The following is an 18,151-nucleotide window of genomic DNA, read 5'->3' as shown; positions in this document are numbered from 1 at the left end:
CACCTCCGGCGATCGGGGGTCCGGAGGCGCCGCTCGCACATCGGCGGGAGGCGGACGTTGGGAGCGGGCTGCCTGGCACCCGGACTCGGGATACGAGTGCCGGGCAACCCGCGCAGGGAAAGGCTATGACTGTGGAGGACGGGCGAGCATGATCCTCAGTGAGACTTGCGATCTTCTTAAGGTTCTGTTGTGACGTGCCGCACGCGTGCAGCCGTCCGGCCCGGAGATTCACCCGGATACCGGTGTACGCGGCTCACACACCGGCTGCTGGTGAGCAACAATCACCACCGTGGGTGACGACGTGAGCAGCATGCCGGATCAGGAGCCGGCCAAGCGCGCCGCCGGCCAGCGTCGGACCCCTCGCCCAGCGACCAGACGGGTGGCCGCCGCCGCGCGGGCCGGCGCCGGCGCGGCGACGCAGGCACCCGCCCGGCCCAGCGGCCCGGACAAGAGCGCGGATCAGACCGGGGACAAGGCGCGCACCGTCGCGCCTGCTCCGGCAGCGACGGGCAACGGCACCGACGCGCCGAGCAAGCCGGCTCAGACGGGTGCCGCGGTCCCGGTGAGCCCGCCGGCGCGCACGGTCACACCCGCGTCGGAGATGCCCGACGACCGCTACCTCAACCGCGAGCTGTCGTGGCTCGACTTCAACGCGCGGGTGCTCGCGCTCGCGGAGGACCCCAGCCAGCCGTTGCTGGAGCGGGCCAAGTTCCTCGCGATCTTCGCGTCGAACCTCGACGAGTTCTACATGGTCCGGGTGGCCGGGCTGAAGCGCCGCGACGAGACCGGGCTGGGCGTGCGCAGCGCCGACGGCATGTCGCCGCGCGAGCAGCTGGCCAGGATCGCCACCCGCAGCCAGGCGATCGCCGAGGCGCACGCGCGGGTCTTCCTCGACCGGGTGCGCCCGCGGCTCGACGAGGAGGGCATCCGCATCCTGCGTTGGGACGACCTGTCCGACGACCAGCGGCTGCGCCTGTCCGACTACTTCTCGGCGCAGGTCTTCCCGGTGCTCACCCCGCTCGCGGTCGACCCGGCGCACCCCTTCCCCTACATCTCGGGGCTCTCGCTCAACCTCGCCGTCACCGTCCGCGACCCGCAGGGCCGCACCGAGCACTTCGCCCGCGTGAAGGTGCCGAACAACGTCCCGCGGCTGGTGCGGGTCGCGACCGGCGACTCCAGCGTCACGTTCCTGCCGATCGAGGACCTGATCGGCGCCCACCTCGGCGACCTGTTCACCGGGATGGAGGTCGCCGAGGTGCACGCGTTCCGGGTGACCCGCAACGCCGACCTTGAGGTCGAGGAGGACCGCGACGAGGACCTGCTGCAGTCGCTGGAGCGGGAGCTGGCGCGGCGCCGGTTCGGGCCGCCGGTGCGGCTCGAGGTCACCGACACCATGTCGGAGCACATGCTGGAGCGGCTGCTGCGCGAGCTCGACGTCGACCCGGCCGACGTCGTCACCGTGCCGGGGCTGCTCGACCTGACCGCGCTGTGGGCGTTGCACGCGGTGGATCGCCCCGACCTGAAGGACGACACGTTCGTCCCGGCGACGCACCCTGCGTTCGCCGACCGCGAGACCCCGCGCAGCGTGTTCGCCACCCTCCGCGAGGGCGACGTGCTGGTGCACCACCCGTACGACTCGTTCTCGACGAGCGTGCAGCGGTTCATCGAGCAGGCGGCCGCCGACGACAACGTGCTCGCCATCAAGCAGACGCTCTACCGCACGTCCGGCGACTCCCCCATCGTCGACGCCCTGATCGACGCTGCCGCGGCCGGCAAGCAGGTCGTCGCGCTCGTGGAGATCAAGGCGCGGTTCGACGAGCAGGCCAACATCCGGTGGGCGCGAGAGCTGGAGAAGGCGGGCGTGCACGTCGTGTACGGCCTGCTGGGCCTCAAGACGCACTGCAAGACGTCGCTCGTGGTGCGCCAGGAGGGCTCGACGATCCGCCGCTACTGCCACATCGGCACGGGCAACTACAACCCGAAGACCGCGCGGCTCTACGAGGACCTCGGCGTGCTGACCGCCGATCCGACGATCGGCGCCGACCTCACCGACCTGTTCAACTCGCTCACCGGCTACTCCCGACAGACGTCCTACCGCAGCCTGCTGGTGGCGCCCTACGGCGTGCGCCGCGGCATCGTCCGGCGGATCGAGGACGAGGTCGAGGCGCACCGCGCCGGCAACCCGGCGGCGCGCGTGCGGATCAAGGTGAACTCCCTGGTCGACGAGCAGGTGATCGACGCGCTCTACCGCGCGTCGCAGGCCGGGATGCCGGTCGACGTCGTGGTGCGCGGGATCTGCGCGATCCGGCCCGGCCGGCCGGGGCTCTCCGAGAACATCCACGTGCGCTCGATCCTCGGACGGTTCCTCGAGCACTCCCGCATCTTCCACTTCGGCGCGGCCGACGAGTACTGGATCGGCAGCGCCGACATGATGCACCGCAACCTGGACCGGCGGGTCGAGGTGCTGCTGCGGGTCGCGGAGCCGGCGCTGGCCGGGAAGCTGGCCGACGTGCTCGACTCGTGCCTCGACCCGGCGACCCGCTGCTGGACGCTGCACGCCGACGGCTCCTGGGAGCCGTCGCCGTCGCCGGACTCCGGGGTCTCACCCGTCCGCGACCACCAGGCCGAGATGATGGCGCGCCACGCCACGCTCTCGGCAGACACGTCGTGAGCGACGGCTCCCACGGGACCGACGACACCGACGGCACGGCGGCGGAGGGCCTGATCAGGGCGGCGGGTTGCGTGCTGTGGCGGCCGGGTGATGACTTTGCAACGGGTGGCGAGCCGCAGGTGGCGCTCGTGCACCGGCCGCGCTACGACGACTGGTCGTTCCCGAAGGGCAAGCTCGACACCGGCGAGACGATGTCGGCCGCCGCGGTGCGCGAGGTCGAGGAGGAGACCGGGCACCGCGTCCGGCTCGGGTCGGCGCTCGGCGACGTGCGGTACGAGGTGGCGGACGGCCGCAAGATCGTCCGGTACTGGGCGGGTGAGGCCGTCGGCGGCGCCTTCGAGCCCAACGACGAGACCGACGAGCTGCGGTGGGTACCGGCGAGCAGCGCGGCGAGGCTGCTCTCGTACACGTTCGACATCGACGTGCTGCGCCGCTTCACCACGATCGGCGCGCCGACGTCGACCGTGCTGCTGGTGCGCCACGCGAAGGCCGGCAGCCGCAACCAGTGGGACGGCGACGACGACCTGCGCCCGCTCTCGGGCTCCGGCCGCGAGCAGGCGGCCAGGCTCGGCCGGGTGCTGCCCCGGTTCGGGCCCGACCGGCTGGCGAGCGCACCGCCCGTGCGCTGCCGCGAAACGATCGCGCCGCTCGCCGCCGCGCTCGGCGGGATGCCCGTCGCCGACGAGCCGTTGCTCGGCGAGGAGGGTTACTGGGACCATCCCGCCGCCGGCCGCGCGCGGCTGGCCGAGATCACCGCCGAACCGGGCGTCACGATCGTCTGCAGCCAGGGCGGGGTGATCCCCGACGTCGTCGCCGCGCTCGCGGACTCGAGCCCCCGCCCGCTGCGGATCGACACCACGGACGTGCCTTCCAAGAAGGGCAGCATCTGGCTGCTGTCGTTCACCGGGACGGAACTGCGCGCCGCGGACTACTACGCCCGAGCCTGACCCGAACTCCCCCACCGTTTTGCCAACCTGCACGCCCTCGGAGGTCTGTAGGTAGGCAAAACGGTGGGGAAGTTGGGGTGGACTCGCGGGCTACTTCTTGTTCTTCGACGCTTTCTTGCCCTTGTCTGCCTTCGCGGACTTCTCGGACTTGTCGGCCTTCGCGGACTTGGCCTTCGAGGTCTTGTCCTTGCCGTTCTTGCCGGTCCCGTTCTTCTCGGTCCCGTTCTTCGAGTCGTCCTTCTCCGAGCCGTTCTTGGCCGCCTTGCTCGGGGCGGCGGCGGTGAACGACGTCGTCACCTTCGCCCGACGGCTCGCCGGCTTCGCGGCGGGCGCAGGGGTCGCCGGGGCCGGGGTCGAGCCGCCACCGACGGCGGTGCGGAAGGTGGCGCCGGGGCGGAAGGCCGGCACGGTGGTGGCCGAGATCGAGATGGGCTCGCCGGTGCGCGGGTTGCGCGCGGTGCGGGCCGCGCGTGCCCTGCCCTCGAAGACGCCGAACCCGGTGATCGACACCGAGTCGCCGCCCTGCACCGTCTCCACGATCGTTTCGAGGAGACCGTCGACCGCCGTGGCCGCCGTCCGCCGGTCGCCGAGGCGCTCCGCGAGCGCGTCCACAAGCTGCGTCTTGTTCATAGCCCGTGACCGTAAGGCCTGCTCAGGGCCTTTTGCCAGCAGGCGCGCTCAGGCAGGTGCCGTACGGGGCATCCTGGATGGACGAGCGGCTTCGAAAGCCGCGATGTGATCGGCGTGGCGCAGGGTGAGGCCGATGTCGTCGAGGCCTTCCAGCAGCCGCCAGCGCGTGTAGTCGTCGATCTCGAACGCGACGGTGAGATCACGCGCCTGCACGGTCTTTTCCCGCAGGTCGACGGTCACCTCGGTGCCGGGCTCGTTCTCCAGCAGCTTCCAGAGCAGCTCGACGTCGGGCTGCGCGACCTGCGCGGCGAGCAGTCCCGCCTTCGCGGAGTTGCCGCGGAAGATGTCGGCGAAGCGCGAGGAGATGACCACGCGGAAGCCGTAGTTCATCAACGCCCAGACGGCGTGCTCGCGGGACGAGCCGGTGCCGAAGTCGGCCCCGGCAACGAGCACCGAGCCCCTCGAGAACGGCTCCTGGTTGAGGATGAAGCTCTCGTCGGCTCGCCACGCCGAGAACAGGCCGTCCTCGAAACCGGTGCGGGTGACCCGCTTCAGGTAGACGGCCGGGATGATCTGGTCGGTGTCGACGTTGGCGCGCCGCAGCGGCACGCCGATGCCGGTGTGGGTGGTGAACGCGTCCATCAGGCCAGGTCCTCCGGCGAGCTCAGGGTGCCGCGCACCGCGGTCGCGGCCGCGACCAGCGGGGACACCAGGTGGGTGCGGCCGCCCTTGCCCTGGCGGCCCTCGAAGTTGCGGTTCGACGTAGACGCGCTGCGCTCGCCCGGCGCCAGCTGGTCGGGGTTCATGCCCAGGCACATCGAGCAGCCCGCCGAGCGCCACTCGGCGCCGGCCGCGGTGAACACCTTGTCGAGGCCCTCCTGCTCGGCCTGGAAGCGCACGCGCATCGAGCCCGGCACGACCAGCATCCGGACGCCCTCGGCGACCGTGCGGCCGTCGATGATCTCGGCGGCGGCGCGGAGGTCCTCGATCCGACCGTTGGTGCACGAGCCGACGAAGACGGTGTCCACCCGCACGTCGCGCAGCGGGGTGCCGGCCTCCAGCCCCATGTAGGCGAGGGCCTTCTCCGCGGAGACGCGCTCGTTCTCGTCGACGATGGCCGCGGGATCGGGCACGCTCTCACCCAGCGGGAGGCCCTGCCCGGGGTTGGTCCCCCAGGTGACGAACGGGGTCAGCGCGTCGGCGTCGATGTCCACCTCGGCGTCGAAGGTCGCGTCGTCGTCGGTGCGCAGCTCGCGCCACGCGGCGACGGCGACGTCCCAGTCCGCGCCCTTCGGCGCGTGGTCGCGGCCTTCGAGGTAGGCGAACGTCGTCTCGTCCGGGGCGATCATGCCGGCGCGCGCGCCCGCCTCGATCGACATGTTGCAGATCGTCATCCGCGCTTCCATCGACAGGTTGTCGATGACGTTGCCGCGGTACTCCAGGACGTAGCCCTGGCCGCCGCCGGTGCCGATCTTCGCGATCATCGCGAGCACGACGTCCTTGCTCGTGACGCCGGGCCGCAGCGCGCCGTCCGCGCTGTTGACGTTGATCGCCATCGTCCGGAACCGCTTGAGCGGCAGCGTCTGCGTCGCGAGGACGTGCTCGACCTCGGAGGTGCCGATGCCGAACGCCATCGCGCCGAACGCGCCGTGCGTCGAGGTGTGGCTGTCGCCGCAGACGACGGTGGTGCCCGGCTGGGTCAGCCCCAGCTGCGGACCGATGACGTGCACGATGCCCTGCTCGGCGTGGTTCATCGGGTAGAGCGTGACGCCGAACTCGGCGCAGTTGCGCCGCAGTGTCTCGACCTGCGTGCGGGAGACCTCGTCGGCGATCGGGGCGAGCACGTCGAGCGTGGGGACGTTGTGGTCCTCGGTGGCGAGCGTCAGGTCGGGCCTGCGCACCTTCCGACCGGCGAGCCGCAGCCCGTCGAACGCCTGTGGGCTGGTGACCTCGTGCACGAGGTGCAGGTCGATGTAGAGGAGATCGGGCTCGTTCCCCTCACCCCTCCTGACGAGGTGCTGCTCCCACACCTTCTCGGCCAGTGTGCGTGCCACGCAGCCCGCCTCCTAAACTCTCTCGACTTCTCATAGATTGGGAAGTTAGTATCGGCTTGTGAGACAGCATAGCGGTATCGGCGTGCTCGACAAGGCCGTGGGGGTGCTGCGGGCGACCGCGGCGGAGCCGTGCGGGCTCGCGGAGCTGTGCCAGCGCACGGGCCTCCCGCGCGCCACGGCGCACCGGCTCGCGGTCGGGCTGGAGGTGCACGGGCTGCTGCACCGCGGATCGGACGGTCGGTGGCGCCCCGGGCCCACGCTCGCCGAGCTCGCGGCGGGCGGCGTCGACCCGCTGCTGGAGGCCGCGGCCGCGGTGCTGCCGCGCCTGCGCGACATCACCGGCGAGAGCGTGCAGCTCTACCGCCGCGACGGCAGCCAGCGCGTCTGCGTCGCCACCGCGGAGCCCGCGAGCGGCCTGCGCGACACCGTCCCGGTCGGCTCCCGCCTCCCGATGACCGCCGGATCGGGCGCCAAGGTGCTCGCCGCGTGGGCCGAGCCCGCCGTGCAGCGCGCGGTGCTCGCCGATGCCACGTTCGGCGAACGTGTGCTCCTCGACGTGCGCCGGCGCGGGTGGGCGCAGAGCGTCGCCGAGCGCGAGACCGGCGTGGCGAGCGTCTCGGCGCCGGTGCGCGACGGCGCCGGCCAGGTGGTCGCCGCCGTCTCCGTCTCCGGCCCCGTCGACCGCATCGGCCGCCGCCCCGGCGTGCGGTGGGCCGCCGACCTGCTGGCGGCGGCGGAGGCACTCCAACACCGCCTCTGACCGGGCCACGCCACCCCCGCCCAACCGCCCACCCCGGGGCGCAACGACTACGGAGCGAGGGCAGGAAAGCCACTTTCCGGCCCTCACAGGGCAGGAAAGTGGCTTTCCTGCCCTCCCCCGCGCAACGATCACCCTGCGGTGTCACCGTTCCCCCACCCGGACGATCGGCGGCAAGCGAAACCGCTAACGTGACCTCCCACCGGCTCGATGGATTCACTGAGGGTCATGTCGATCGACTTTCGAGGTCCGACGAGCCCTGAGGCACAGCGGCCGCGTGGCCGGGCACAGCAAGGAGTGCAGTGAGCGACCCTGCGACGGCGGAGCACAGCCGATGAGCTACGTGCTCGGTATCGATGTGGGCACCACGCGGAGCGCCGCGGCCATCGGCCGCACCGGGCCCCACTCCGGCGACATCGAGGTGGTGACGCTCGGGGACCGCTCCAGCGCGGTGCCTTCGGTGATCTACCTCGGGGACGACGGCGCAGTGGTCGTCGGCGAGGCCGCCGAGCGCAGGGCGGTGACCGATCCCGACCGCGTGGTGCGCGAGTTCAAGCGCCGCATCGGCGACCCGACGCCGGTGATGGTCGCCGGCCGCCCGTGGGCGCCCGAGGAGCTCTCCGCGCGGCTCGTGCGGTGGGTCGTCGACAAGGTCGCGCAGCGCGAAGGCGGCCCGACCAACCGGATCGCCATCGCGCACCCCGCCGCGTGGGGCGCGCACAAGAAGGACCTGCTCGGCGGCGCGCTGGCCAACCAGGGCCTGCCCATCACGTTCATCGCGGAGCCGCAGGCGGCCGCGCTGCACTACGCCTCGGCGGAACGGGTCGAGCCGGGCTCGACGATCGCGGTGTACGACTTCGGCGGCGGCACGTTCGACGCCGCCGTCGTGCACAAGGAGGCGAACGGGTCGTTCAGCCTGCTCGGCCGACCGGAAGGGCTCGAGCACCTCGGCGGGATCGACTTCGACGAGGTCGTGTTCCAGCACGTCGTCGAGGGCATGCCGGAGGCGTTCGAGAACCTCGACGAGACCGACCCCGCCGTGCTCTCGGCGGTGGCGGCCATCCGGCGCGAGTGCACCGACGCCAAGGAAGCGCTCTCCAGCGACACCGAGGTGTCGATCCAGGTGCTCATGCCCGGTGCGCGCGGCACGGTGCGGCTGCACCGCAGCGAGTTCGAGGCCATGATCCGCATGCAGGTGGAGGAGACCGTCTCCTCGCTGCGGCGCGCCATCACCTCCGCCGGGGTCGCCCCCGAGCAGCTCACCGCGGTGCTCCTGGTCGGCGGGTCGTCGCGGATCCCGCTCGTCGGGGAGATGGTCTCCGAGCAGCTCAACCGCCCGGTCGCCGTCGACGCCGACCCGAAGAACGCCATCGCCAAGGGCGCCGCGCTCTCCTTGACCTCCTACGGGACGTCCCGCACCGGCGGGCACGCGCCGTCGCCGCGCGGTGGCCGGCCCCCGCTGGGCGCCGCGTTGGGGGCCGCAGCAGGAGCTGCCGTGCCGCCGCCGCACCCGGGTGGGGCGTCGGGCTCGTACCCCGGATCGTCGGGCGGGTACCCGGCACCGCCGACCGAGCGGCTCTCCACCACCGGCGGCATGCAACGCCGGCACGCGGCGCCGCCCCCTCCGCCGCCGCGACCGCCGGTCTTCCCGGAGCGCCCGGCCCAGGACTACGGCTACGCCGGGGCCGGCGACTACCCGGAGTACGACGACTACGACGGCGAGTACGACGGCGCCGAGTACGACCCCGAGCCGCGTTACGGGCGCGAGCGCGGCGGCAGCCCCGTGCTGCTGGTCGGCGGTGGCGCGGCTGCTGCGGTCGTCGCCGTGATCGCCGCGGTGTTCCTCTGGCCGACGAGCGGCGCATCAACACCGACCGGCGTCGGCGCACCGCTGCCTCCGACCTCGGCGGCGGCAACGACGACGACCGAGGCACCGACCACCGCGCCGCCGACCACCCGCTCGCCGCGGCCCGAGCCGCCGCCGCGCACCACGCCACCGCCGACCACGACGACGGTGCCGCCCACGACCACCACCCCGCCGACGAGCACCTCGGTGCCGCCGTCGTCGACGACCCCGCCGTCGTCGACCGGGCCCACGACCGAGCCCGACGAGGACAACCGCTAGCCGCGGGCGCAGCGGGCAAACGAAAAGGCCCGTTCCGGCGAACCGGAACGGGCCTTTCGGTGTAGCCCCGACGGGATTTGAACCCGCGCTACCGCCTTGAGAGGGCGGCGTCCTAGGCCGCTAGACGACGGGGCCGTGGAAACAACATCTGCAGTTGTGCTACCTGGAGTGTATCTGCTGGGATACTGCATATTCCCGCTGGGGTACCAGGACTCGAACCTAGACTAACTGAACCAGAATCAGTCGTGCTGCCAATTACACCATACCCCAATTGCTCACGTTCATCCGGGTCCTCAGCTGATGGAACCGGTGTCCGTGCCCTGCGGTGGATACTCTAGCCGAGGCCTCCCGCGCGCTCCAAACCGGCCCTGATGCGCGCGAGTGAACGCTCCTTGCCCAGCAGTTCCATCGACTCGTAGAGCGGCGGCGACACCGTTCGGCCGCTGACGGCGACCCGCACAGGCCCGAACGCCTTGCGCGGCTTGAGCCCCAAACCGTCGACGAGAGCAGCCTTGAGGGCCTCCTCGATCGCGGGCGTCGTCCACTCCGCCAGCGCATCCAGGCTGGTCAGAGCGGCGTCGAGGATGGGAGCGGCATCGGCGCCGAGGTTCTTCGTCGCCGCTTCCTCCTCCGGCGCGAAGGCATCCTCCGCTACGAACAGGAACCGCAGCATCCGCGCGGCGTCGGAGAGCACGACGCTGCGCTCCTGCACGAGCGGCGCCGCGGCGGCGAGCACATCGCGCTGCTCCGCCGTGATCGTGCCGGTCGTCACACCTTCTGCCACCAGGTAGGGCTCAACCCGCTTCGCGAACTCCTCGACCGGCAGCGCACGCAGGTGCGCGGCGTTGATCGCCTCGGCCTTCTTGAGGTCGAAGCGCGCCGCATTGCGCGAAACGCGGGAGATCTCGAACGCCTCGGTCATCTCGGCCATCGAGAAGATGTCGCGGTCCTCCGCGATCGACCATCCGAGCAGCGCGAGGTAGTTGAGCAGGCCTTCCGGTGCGAATCCGCGATCACGGTAGAAGAACAGGTTCGACTCGGGGTCGCGCTTGGAGAGCTTGCGATTCCCCTCACCCGTCACGAGCGGCAGGTGGCCGTACCGGAACGGCCCGTTGCCGACGCCGATGCGGGCCAACGCCTCCAGAAGCGCGATCTGGCGTGGCGTCGACGGCAGCAGGTCCTCGCCCCGCAGCACGTCGGTGATGCCCATGAGCGCGTCGTCGACGGGATTGGTGAGCGGGTAGAGCGGGGTGCCGTCGCCGCGCGCGAGCACGAAGTCGGACACCGTGCCCACGCGGAAGGTCACCTCGCCGCGGACGAGGTCGTCGAACGTGATGTCGCGGTCGGGCATGCGCAGGCGGTAGACCGGCAGCCTGCCCTCGGCGCGGAAGGCGGCGCGCTGCTCGTCGGTGAGCTCGCGGTCGGCGTTGTCGTAGCCGAGCTTGGGGTCGCGCCCCGCAGCGCGGTGGCGCGCCTCGATCTCCTCCCCCGAGGAGAACGACTCGTACACCTCGCCCGCGGCGACCAGCTTGGCGAGCACATCGGTGTAGATCTCGCGGCGCTCGCTCTGCCGGTACGGGCCGTGCGGACCGCCGACCTCGGGGCCCTCGTCCCAATCGAGCCCGAGCCAGCGCAGCGCGTCGAGCAGCGCGACGTACGACTCCGCGGAATCGCGGCTGGCGTCGGTGTCCTCGATCCGGAAGACGAACGCGCCGCCGTTGTGGCGGGCGTGCGCCCAGTTGAACAGTGCGGTGCGGATCAGGCCGACGTGCGGGGTGCCGGTCGGCGATGGGCAGAACCGGACCCGGACGGCGTTCGCGAGCTCACTCATGGTCCGGCCAGCCTATCGGGGGGCGTCTCTGGCGCCGACGGCATTCCCGGTCTAGAATTCAACGCATGACGAAAAACGAGCGCACGACCTGCCTCGTCGTCGGAGGCGGACCCGCCGGGCTGGTGCTCGGCCTGCTCATGGCACGGGCGGGCGTCGAGGTGACGGTGCTGGAGAAGCACGCCGACTTCCTGCGCGACTTCCGCGGCGACACCGTCCACGCGTCCACCCTCAACCTGCTCGACGAGCTGGGTCTGGACGACCGGTTCGCCGCACTGCCGCAGCGCGCGATGACCCGCGCTCAGGTGCAGCTCGACTGCGGGATGGCCCGGGTGGCCGACATGTCCCGCCTCCCGGGCCCGCACAAATACATCGCGATGGTCCCGCAGTGGGACTTCCTCGATCTGATCGCCGACGAGGCCGAGACCGAGCCGTCGTTCACGCTGCGCCGCAACGCCGAGGTGATCGGGCTGCTGCGCGACGACGGCCCGCACAGCCGCGTCGCCGGCGTGCGCTACCGCGACCGCACCGACGGCTCCGAGCACGAGCTGCGGGCGTCGCTCACCATCGGCTGCGACGGGCGCGGCTCGGTGGTCGCCGCCGAGGCGGGGCTGGTGCCGCGCTCGTTCGGAGCGCCGATGGACGTGTGGTGGTTCCGGCTGCCACGCGAGCAGGGCGACCCCGAAGGCGGCGTCATGCGCGTGACCAGCGGAAACTTCGCGGTGCTCATCGACCGCGGCGACTACTGGCAGGCCGCGTACCTCATCGGCAAGGGCAGCGACGCGGTGCTGCGCAGGGAGGGCATCGACGCGTTCCGCGCGCGGCTCGCGGCGTTGGTCCCGTGGCTCGCCGAGCGGCTCGCGACGATCACCTCGTTCGACGACGTCAAGCTGCTCGACGTGAAGCTGAACCGGCAGCGACGATGGGCCGTCGACGGGTTGCTGCTGATCGGCGACGCCGCGCACGCGATGTCGCCGGTGGCCGGGGTCGGCATCAACCTCGCGGTCGCCGATGCCGTTGCGACCGCGCGGCTGCTGGCGCCGGCGCTGCGCAGCGGCGGCATCGTCCCGCTCTCGATGCTGCGCGCGGTGCAGCGCCGGCGCTGGTGGCCCACCGCGCTCGTCCAGGCGGGCCAGCGACTCGCGCACAACGTGCTGATCAGCGGGCCGGTCGCCGTCGCGAGCTCGCCCGCGGGGAGCACGGCGCCGGCTTCCGGGCTGCTCGACGACAACCCGCAGGGGCTGGCCCGCATGGAGGACCTGCCGCTACCGCTGCGGCTCCTGCGCCGCTTCCCGGTGCTGCAGGGCATCCCGGCGCGGATCGTCGCGATCGGCCCGCTGCCGGAGCACGCGCCGGCGTGGGCCCGGCGCAGCAACGCCCGCGCCTGACGAGTGGGCGCCGGCGTGGGCCCGGGGAGGGCAGGAAAGCCACTTTCCGGCCCTCACAGGGCAGGAAAGTGGCTTTCCTGCCCTCTCAACTGGAGTTGCGTGCGCTGGGCCGTCAGCTCTGGGCGATCGCGCACTCGCCGACCTTCGTGAAGCCGGTGCGTCGGTAGACGCGGCTCGCGCCGTCGTCGCCGGCAGCGAGGAAGACCAGCGCCGCGCCGGCCGCGCGGGCCGCGCTCGCCAGCACGGCGGTCACGGCGGCGGCGATGCCCTTGCCGCGGTGGCGGGCGTCGGTGGCGATCCCGGTCAGCTCGACGACGTCGCCGCTGCGCTGCGCCGATCCGGCCGCCACGGGCCCGTCCGGTCCGGTCACCAGGAGGCGCGCGATCGTCCCCGCGGCAAGGTCGGCGCGCAGCGCAGCGAGCGCGCGCTCGTTCATCCCACCCGGCGGTGCGGCGCCGAACGCGTTGGCCGTCACCGCGAGCGCGGCGCTCGCGGCGGACTGCAGGTCGCCGTCGGCGGGGCCGAGCAAGCGGGCGGTGCAGCCGACCGGGAGCTCGGCGGCAGCGGGCTCTCCCTCGAGCACGAGCAGCGGGCATACCTGCACCGACAGCCCGGCCCGCGACGCCACGTCCGTCATCGACGGGGCGGCGGCCGGCACCCACTCGAACGCCTCCGGCACCCGCAGGGCGCGTTGACGGGCCCGCATCCGCGCGACGTCGGCCGCGGTGACCGGCCCACCCCCGGGGATCGGTCGCGCGTAGAGCGGCCAGCCGGGGCCGTTCCGGCTGAACAGCCGCAGCGGGCCGTCGTCCGTGACCGTGGCCCAGGTGCGCGGCACGGCGTCGCAGAACAGGTCGATCCGCTGCAGGACGTCCACGCCCCCGGATACTGCCAGGCCCTGTCAGACGCCGATCAGCGCGCGGTCGCGGCCCGCGGCGTGTGCGAGCGCGTCGACCAGCGCCAGCCACGAGGCCTCGATGATGTTGCCGTGCACGCCGACCGTCGTCCACGAGCCGGACGGGTCGGTCGACTCGATCAGCACCCTCGTGACGGCGTCGGTGCCGTGCCCGTCGCCCGCGCCGCCCGGGGTGAGGATCCGGACCTTGTAGTCGGAGAGCTCCATGTCCGCGAGCCACGGGCACGACGGCGCGAGCGCGGCCCGCAGCGCCGCGTCCAGCGCGTTGACCGGCCCGTTCCCCTCCTGCGTCGCGATCAGCCGCTCGCCCCCGACGACGAGCTTGACCGTCGCCTCCGCGACGACCGCGCCGTCGGCCCGGTGCTCGGTGATCACGCGGTAGGACTCCAGAGTGAACGGCGCGGGGTTCTCGTCGCCCAGCGCGGAGCGCATCAGCAGCTCCAGCGACGCGTCGGCGGCCTCGTAGGACCACCCCAGCGCCTCGCGCTCCTTCACCGTCGAGACGACGGACGACACCGCGTCGGGGCGGCCGGCCAGGTCGACGCCGAGCTCGGTGCCCTTGAGCTCGACGCTGGCCCGGCCGGCCATCTCGGTGACCAGCACCCGCTGCCCGTTGCCGACGTCCACAGGGTCCATGTGGTTGTACAGCTCGGGGTCCACCTTGATCGCACTCGCGTGCAGGCCCGCCTTGTGGGCGAACGCTGACGTCCCGACATAGGCCTGGTGGGTGTCGGGAGCGATGTTGGCGATCTCCGCCAACGCGTGCGAGGTGCGGGTCAGCTCGCCGAGCGCGCCGTCCGGTAGGACGGGCATGCCCAGCTTGGTCACGAGGTTCCCCACTACGGCGAAGAGGTCGGCGTTGCCGGCCCGCTCCCCGTAGCCGTTCGCGGTGCACTGCACGTGCGTCGCACCGGCCTGCACCGCGGCGACCGAGTTGGCCACCGCGCAGCTCGTGTCGTCCTGGCAGTGGATGCCCAGCCGGAAGCCGGTGCGCGCGGCGACGTCGCGCACGACGGCGGCGATGCCGAGCGGGAGCATCCCGCCGTTGGTGTCGCAGAGCACCATGACGTCGGCGCCGGCCGTCGCGGCAGCGTCGAGCACCCGCAGGGCCGTCTCCGGGTCGTGCGCGTAGCCGTCGAAGAAGTGCTCGGCGTCGAGGAAGACGCGCCGACCCTCGCCGCGCAGGAACGCAACGGTGTCGGAGACCATCGCGCAGGCCTGCTCGACCGAGGTGCGCAGCGCGCGTTCGATGTGGCGCCGGTCCGACTTCGCCACCAGCGTGACGACGGGCGCCTGACTGTCCAGCAGCGCCTTGACCTGCGGGTCGTTGTCGGCGGTCAGGTCGGCGCGGCGGGTGGCGCCGAACGCGACCAGCACCGCGTGGCGCAGCTGCAGCTCCCCGGCCGCGGCGCGGGCGAAGAACTCGGTGTCCTTCGGCAGCGCACCCGGCCACCCGCCCTCGATGAACCCGACGCCGAGCGTGTCCAGCGCCGTCGCGACCGCGATCTTGTCGGCGACCGAGTAGCTGATGCCCTCCCGCTGGGCGCCGTCGCGCAGCGTCGTGTCGAAGACGTGGAACGTGTCTCCGAGCGGGGTTGCGGCGGGCTGGGTGCGGGACATGATCCTGGCTCCTGGGCGGGTTCGACGACGTGATCGGGCAACAAAAAAGACCCCCCGCGAATGCGAGAGGTCTGCGCGTCGGCCTGGTGCTGCTAGCCGACGCGCCTGTCGATAATGATCACGCAAGAGTGGTGCACGCCGGCAGCATGGCACGACTCGTCCCGCGATGTCACACATCTGTTCCACATCGTGGGACGTGGTGGTGAGGTGGGCGGCGGATCCACACCCACGCCCCCGCCCCCGGGCCCGGCTCCTCCGGGAGGGCAGGAAAGCCACTTTCCTGCCCTGTGAGGGCCGGAAAGTGGCTTTCCTGCCCTCACTTTTGCGATTCGGCCACGCCGCGACCCGCGGTCGCGAACCATGGCCGGCATGGCTCGTGACATCGACTTACCATTGCTGAAACTACGCAAGGCCTGCCCGACCGGCGTCGCGACGGCTCGCCAACTCGTCGAGCTGGGCTGCTTGGAGCGAACCGTCTACAAGCGTTGCCTCGACGGCGGTCCTTGGCAGCGGATCCTGCCCGGCGTCGTTCTCCTCTTCACCGGCAAGCCGACACGCGAGCAGGAGGTCCACGCAGCCTCGCTGCTGTGCGGCCCCGACGCCGTCATCACCGGGATCGAGGCGTGCTGGATGCACGGCGTGCGGCGCGGACCGGTCCGAGATCGCAAGCGTGAGGTCCACGTGCTCGTCCCCTCGACGCGGCAGGTGCGTTCGGTCGACTACGTGCACGTCGAACGCACGGAACGGCTCCCGCTCGGGATGCAGCGCGGGGCCGTTCGCATCGCCCCGTTGGCTCGGGCGTGCACTGACGCGGTGCGACGGCTCCGCTCACCCGGCGAGGTCACCGAGCTGTTGTCCGACGCCGTGCAACGGGGCCTGTGCACTATCGGCAGGCTGGGTGAGGAGCTCGAGGCGAGTTCGCGGCGGGGCACTGCCGTACCGCGGAGGGTGCTTTCCGAGCTGGCGATCGGGGTCCGGTCAGCTGCCGAACGGGAGGCCCGTGTGCTGTGGAGGGCGAGCGGCTTGCCGGAGCCGCTGTGGAACGTTCCCGTGTACCGCGCCGATGGGCGCCTGCTCGGGATCGCCGACTGCTGGTTGGACGACGTGGCGATGGTGTGGGAGATCGAATCCAGCGAATGGCACCTTGCGCCCAGCGATCACGACCGGACCGTCGAGCGTGCCGCGGCCTTCACCGCGGCGGGCGCGGTGTACACGGCCACGAAGCCGAAGCGGCTCCGAACCGACGGTCGTGCCGTGATCGAGACGCTGCGCGCCACCTACCGTCAGGCCGCCCAACGCCCACGCCCCCCGCTCCGGGTCGAGCGGGCGGCGTGAGCCGGGAGGGCAGGAAAGCCACTTTCCTGCCCTGTGAGGGCCGGAAAGTGGCTTTCCTGCCCTCAACCCAGCCACGGACGGATGCGCGTTAGACGGGCTGCTCGAAGCAGACGGCGACCTTGCGCACCGCGTACACGGTCCCGCCGTTGGCGCACGCGGACTCGTCCGTCGCCCCCTCGACCGTCTCGCCGATCTTGACGACGGCGGGGTCGCCGCCCACGCAGGCGTGCTTGGTGGGGCCGGCGTCGCTCAGCTTGTAGCACTGGCCCTTGGCCCAGTCGATCTCGAGGCACAGCGCCCCGGTCTGGGCTGTGAAGATCTCTTCGAAGTAGACGGCGTCGGTGTCCTTCGAGCAGTCTTCCTGCTTGGGCGCCTTGCCGGTCACCCGGTGCGTCGACTCGGCGCTGCCGCACGGCGCCGGTGTTGCGCTGGCGTTCGCCTCCGAGCCGCCCAGCGTGAGGCACTCCCCGACCTTCACGCTGACGTCGACGGATCCACCGGTGTCGGCGGGGTGGGGCGGCTCCGGTGTGCCGCAGGCGAGTGTGGCGAACCCGACGACGAGCAGCGCCGCTGCGGAGAGCAGCGCTCTGACGACGTGGGTACGCAAAGGGATGATCATCGGTTTGCTTTCCGGTGAGATCGATCCCGCAATCAGTCGATCACGGGCGGAGGGAAGCTACCGCCCGTGACCGACAAAACCGGACGAATATCAGACGCTCGGCGCCGTGACGTGCGCGCTCACCAGTGCCGCGAGCCGGTCGCCGATGGAGCGCGTGTGGCCGGTGGCGGAGTGGTCGCGGGTCGCGAGGTCGAACGCGACGGCCGCCTCGATGCGCCGTGCCGAATCGGACTGGCCGAGGTGGTCGAGCAGCAGCGCGACCGACAGCACGGCGGCCGTCGGGTCGGCGATGCCCTGCCCCGCGATGTCCGGCGCGCTGCCGTGCACCGGCTCGAACATGCTCGGGTTGCGGCGCGAGACGTCGAGGTTGCCGCTCGCGGCGAGCCCGATGCCGCCGGTGACGGCGGCCGCGAGGTCGGTGAGGATGTCGCCGAACAGGTTGTCGGTGACGATCACGTCGAAGCGGCCCGGGTCGGTCACCAGGTGGATCGTGGTCGCGTCGATGTGCTGGTACGCCACGCTGACCTCAGGGTGCTCCAGCGACACCTCCTCCACGATCCGCGACCACAGCCGCCCGGAGTAGGTGAGCACGTTGGTCTTGTGCACCAGCGTCAGGTGCTTGCGCGGGCGCCGCGACGCCCGCGCGAACGCGTCGCGCACGACCCGCTCGACGCCGAACGCCGTGTTGATGCTGACCTCGGTCGCGATCTCGTTCGGGGTGTCCTTGCGCAGCAGGCCACCCGTGCCGACGTACGGCCCTTCGGTGCCTTCCCGCACGACGACCATGTCGATCTCGGCGTTGCCGGCGAGCGGCCCGCGCACGCCCGGGTACAGCCTGGCCGGCCGCAGGTTCACGTGGTGGTCGAGCTCGAAGCGCAGGCGCAGCAGCAGCCCGCGCTCCAGGATCCCGCTGGGCACGGACGGGTCGCCGACCGCGCCGAGCAGGATCGCGTCGTGACCCTGCAGCTCGGTGAGCACCGACTCCGGCAGCAGTTCCCCTGTCGAGTGCCAGCGTGCGGCACCGAGGTCGTAGGTGGTCGTCTCCGCACCGGGCGAGACCTCGTTGAGGACCTTCAATGCCTCGTCGATGACCTCCGGCCCGATGCCGTCGCCCGGAATGACCGCAAGGCGCATGCCCTCTGTCCTCTCTAGCCCGCTCACTCTGGCCCCCATACAGCAGGGCTGCACGTTACCGGCCGCAACGATCCCGACCCTCTGTCAACCACCCGATCGAGGTCGCCCCGTCGGGTGGAGCTGTGGT

General features: G+C 71.9%; 14 protein-coding genes and 2 tRNA genes. 6 read left to right on the top strand and 10 right to left on the bottom strand.

Translation table 11 applies throughout. The features are described 5' to 3' along the window. Nucleotides 1-310 precede the first annotated feature (310 nt). Nucleotides 311-2,671 carry an RNA degradosome polyphosphate kinase gene (locus tag LL648_RS20840; protein ID WP_232664372.1) on the top strand — a complete coding sequence of 787 codons (2,361 nt, stop codon included), beginning with the start codon at nt 311-313 and terminating at the stop codon, nt 2,669-2,671. Further along, nucleotides 2,668-3,618 (top strand): NUDIX hydrolase, encoded by a 951-nt coding sequence (locus LL648_RS20835; protein ID WP_232664300.1) that lies wholly within the window; start codon nt 2,668-2,670, stop codon nt 3,616-3,618. Before LL648_RS20840 ends, LL648_RS20835 begins: the two co-directional genes overlap by 4 nt. Nucleotides 3,619-3,708: 90 nt before the next feature. On the opposite strand, the gene LL648_RS20830 is transcribed toward LL648_RS20835, so the two are convergent. From LL648_RS20830 to leuC, 3 genes are read right to left on the bottom strand one after another with little or no spacing between them, the layout of a single operon-like run. Then, a complete protein-coding gene (locus LL648_RS20830; RefSeq protein ID WP_232664299.1) occupies nt 3,709-4,248 on the bottom strand; it encodes an HU family DNA-binding protein in 540 nt (179 codons plus the stop codon). Between the two features lie 48 nt (nt 4,249-4,296). Beyond that, a complete protein-coding gene (gene leuD, locus LL648_RS20825) occupies nt 4,297-4,890 on the bottom strand; it encodes a 3-isopropylmalate dehydratase small subunit (RefSeq protein WP_232664298.1) in 594 nt (197 codons plus the stop codon). Continuing rightward, a complete protein-coding gene (gene leuC, locus LL648_RS20820) occupies nt 4,890-6,302 on the bottom strand; it encodes a 3-isopropylmalate dehydratase large subunit (RefSeq protein WP_232664297.1) in 1,413 nt (470 codons plus the stop codon). The genes leuD and leuC overlap by 1 nt, the downstream gene beginning before the upstream one ends. A 58-nt stretch (nt 6,303-6,360) precedes the next feature. On the opposite strand from leuC, the gene LL648_RS20815 reads away from it, so the two are divergent. Together LL648_RS20815 and LL648_RS20810 are read left to right on the top strand one after the other, a co-directional pair. After that, nucleotides 6,361-7,062 (top strand): IclR family transcriptional regulator, encoded by a 702-nt coding sequence (locus tag LL648_RS20815; protein ID WP_232664296.1) that lies wholly within the window; start codon nt 6,361-6,363, stop codon nt 7,060-7,062. Between the two features lie 331 nt (nt 7,063-7,393). Then, the gene (locus LL648_RS20810) at nt 7,394-9,184 is read left to right on the top strand and encodes an Hsp70 family protein (protein ID WP_232664295.1); all 1,791 of its coding nucleotides are present in this window, start codon (nt 7,394-7,396) and stop codon (nt 9,182-9,184) included. A 62-nt stretch (nt 9,185-9,246) separates the two neighbouring features. Here LL648_RS20810 and LL648_RS20805 read toward each other — a convergent pair. The 3 genes from LL648_RS20805 to gltX all read right to left on the bottom strand — a co-directional run bounded on the left by LL648_RS20805 (nt 9,247) and on the right by gltX (nt 11,015). Further along, nucleotides 9,247-9,319: transfer RNA gene (locus LL648_RS20805), tRNA-Glu, on the bottom strand. Between the two features lie 63 nt (nt 9,320-9,382). Beyond that, a tRNA-Gln gene (locus LL648_RS20800) sits at nt 9,383-9,454 on the bottom strand. Between the two features lie 64 nt (nt 9,455-9,518). Then, the gene (gene gltX, locus LL648_RS20795; protein WP_232664294.1) at nt 9,519-11,015 is read right to left on the bottom strand and encodes a glutamate--tRNA ligase; all 1,497 of its coding nucleotides are present in this window, start codon (nt 11,013-11,015) and stop codon (nt 9,519-9,521) included. A gap of 65 nt (nt 11,016-11,080) precedes the next feature. Here gltX and LL648_RS20790 point away from each other — a divergent pair, with 65 nt between their 5' ends. Then, nucleotides 11,081-12,400, top strand: a complete 1,320-nt coding sequence (locus LL648_RS20790; RefSeq protein ID WP_232664293.1) for an FAD-dependent oxidoreductase — start codon at nt 11,081-11,083, stop codon at nt 12,398-12,400. Between the two features lie 112 nt (nt 12,401-12,512). Here LL648_RS20790 and LL648_RS20785 read toward each other — a convergent pair whose 3' ends face one another. Next, nucleotides 12,513-13,277 (bottom strand): GNAT family N-acetyltransferase, encoded by a 765-nt coding sequence (locus LL648_RS20785; protein WP_232664292.1) that lies wholly within the window; start codon nt 13,275-13,277, stop codon nt 12,513-12,515. 24 nt (nt 13,278-13,301) lie between these two features. Next, the gene (gene cimA / locus LL648_RS20780; protein ID WP_232664291.1) at nt 13,302-14,936 is read right to left on the bottom strand and encodes a citramalate synthase; all 1,635 of its coding nucleotides are present in this window, start codon (nt 14,934-14,936) and stop codon (nt 13,302-13,304) included. Nucleotides 14,937-15,305: 369 nt separating this feature from the next. Between cimA and LL648_RS20775 the strand changes: the two genes are divergently transcribed. Then, on the top strand, nt 15,306-16,271 hold the full coding sequence (locus tag LL648_RS20775) for a hypothetical protein (protein ID WP_232664290.1): 966 nt from the start codon (nt 15,306-15,308) through the stop codon (nt 16,269-16,271). A gap of 88 nt (nt 16,272-16,359) precedes the next feature. Here LL648_RS20775 and LL648_RS20770 read toward each other — a convergent pair whose 3' ends face one another. Beyond that, complete coding sequence (locus LL648_RS20770; RefSeq protein ID WP_232664289.1) at nt 16,360-16,890, bottom strand: LppU/SCO3897 family protein; 531 nt, start codon at nt 16,888-16,890, stop codon at nt 16,360-16,362. A 90-nt stretch (nt 16,891-16,980) separates the two neighbouring features. Then, nucleotides 16,981-18,024, bottom strand: coding sequence for a 3-isopropylmalate dehydrogenase (locus LL648_RS20765; protein ID WP_232664288.1), 1,044 nt, complete (start codon nt 18,022-18,024; stop codon nt 16,981-16,983). Nucleotides 18,025-18,151: the final 127 nt, after the last annotated feature.

Source organism: Pseudonocardia sp. TRM90224 (assembly GCF_021245725.1).
In the GTDB taxonomy this organism is placed as follows: Bacteria; Actinomycetota; Actinomycetes; order Mycobacteriales; family Pseudonocardiaceae; genus Pseudonocardia.
This window is presented reverse-complemented; position numbering and strand designations above follow the sequence as displayed.

Excerpts from the sequence above, each read along its gene's own strand:
- LL648_RS20840 (WP_232664372.1), top strand. The coding sequence starts at position 311 with ATGCCGGATCAGGAGCCGGCCAAGCGCGCCGCCGGCCAGCGTCGGACC.
- leuD (WP_232664298.1), bottom strand. The coding sequence starts at position 4,890 with ATGGACGCGTTCACCACCCACACCGGCATCGGCGTGCCGCTGCGGCGC.
- LL648_RS20830 (WP_232664299.1), bottom strand. The coding sequence starts at position 4,248 with ATGAACAAGACGCAGCTTGTGGACGCGCTCGCGGAGCGCCTCGGCGAC.
- LL648_RS20790 (WP_232664293.1), top strand. The coding sequence starts at position 11,081 with ATGACGAAAAACGAGCGCACGACCTGCCTCGTCGTCGGAGGCGGACCC.
- LL648_RS20765 (WP_232664288.1), bottom strand. The coding sequence starts at position 18,024 with ATGCGCCTTGCGGTCATTCCGGGCGACGGCATCGGGCCGGAGGTCATC.
- LL648_RS20775 (WP_232664290.1), top strand. The coding sequence starts at position 15,306 with ATGGCTCGTGACATCGACTTACCATTGCTGAAACTACGCAAGGCCTGC.
- cimA (WP_232664291.1), bottom strand. The coding sequence starts at position 14,936 with ATGTCCCGCACCCAGCCCGCCGCAACCCCGCTCGGAGACACGTTCCAC.
- gltX (WP_232664294.1), bottom strand. The coding sequence starts at position 11,015 with ATGAGTGAGCTCGCGAACGCCGTCCGGGTCCGGTTCTGCCCATCGCCG.
- LL648_RS20770 (WP_232664289.1), bottom strand. The coding sequence starts at position 16,890 with ATGATCATCCCTTTGCGTACCCACGTCGTCAGAGCGCTGCTCTCCGCA.
- LL648_RS20810 (WP_232664295.1), top strand. The coding sequence starts at position 7,394 with ATGAGCTACGTGCTCGGTATCGATGTGGGCACCACGCGGAGCGCCGCG.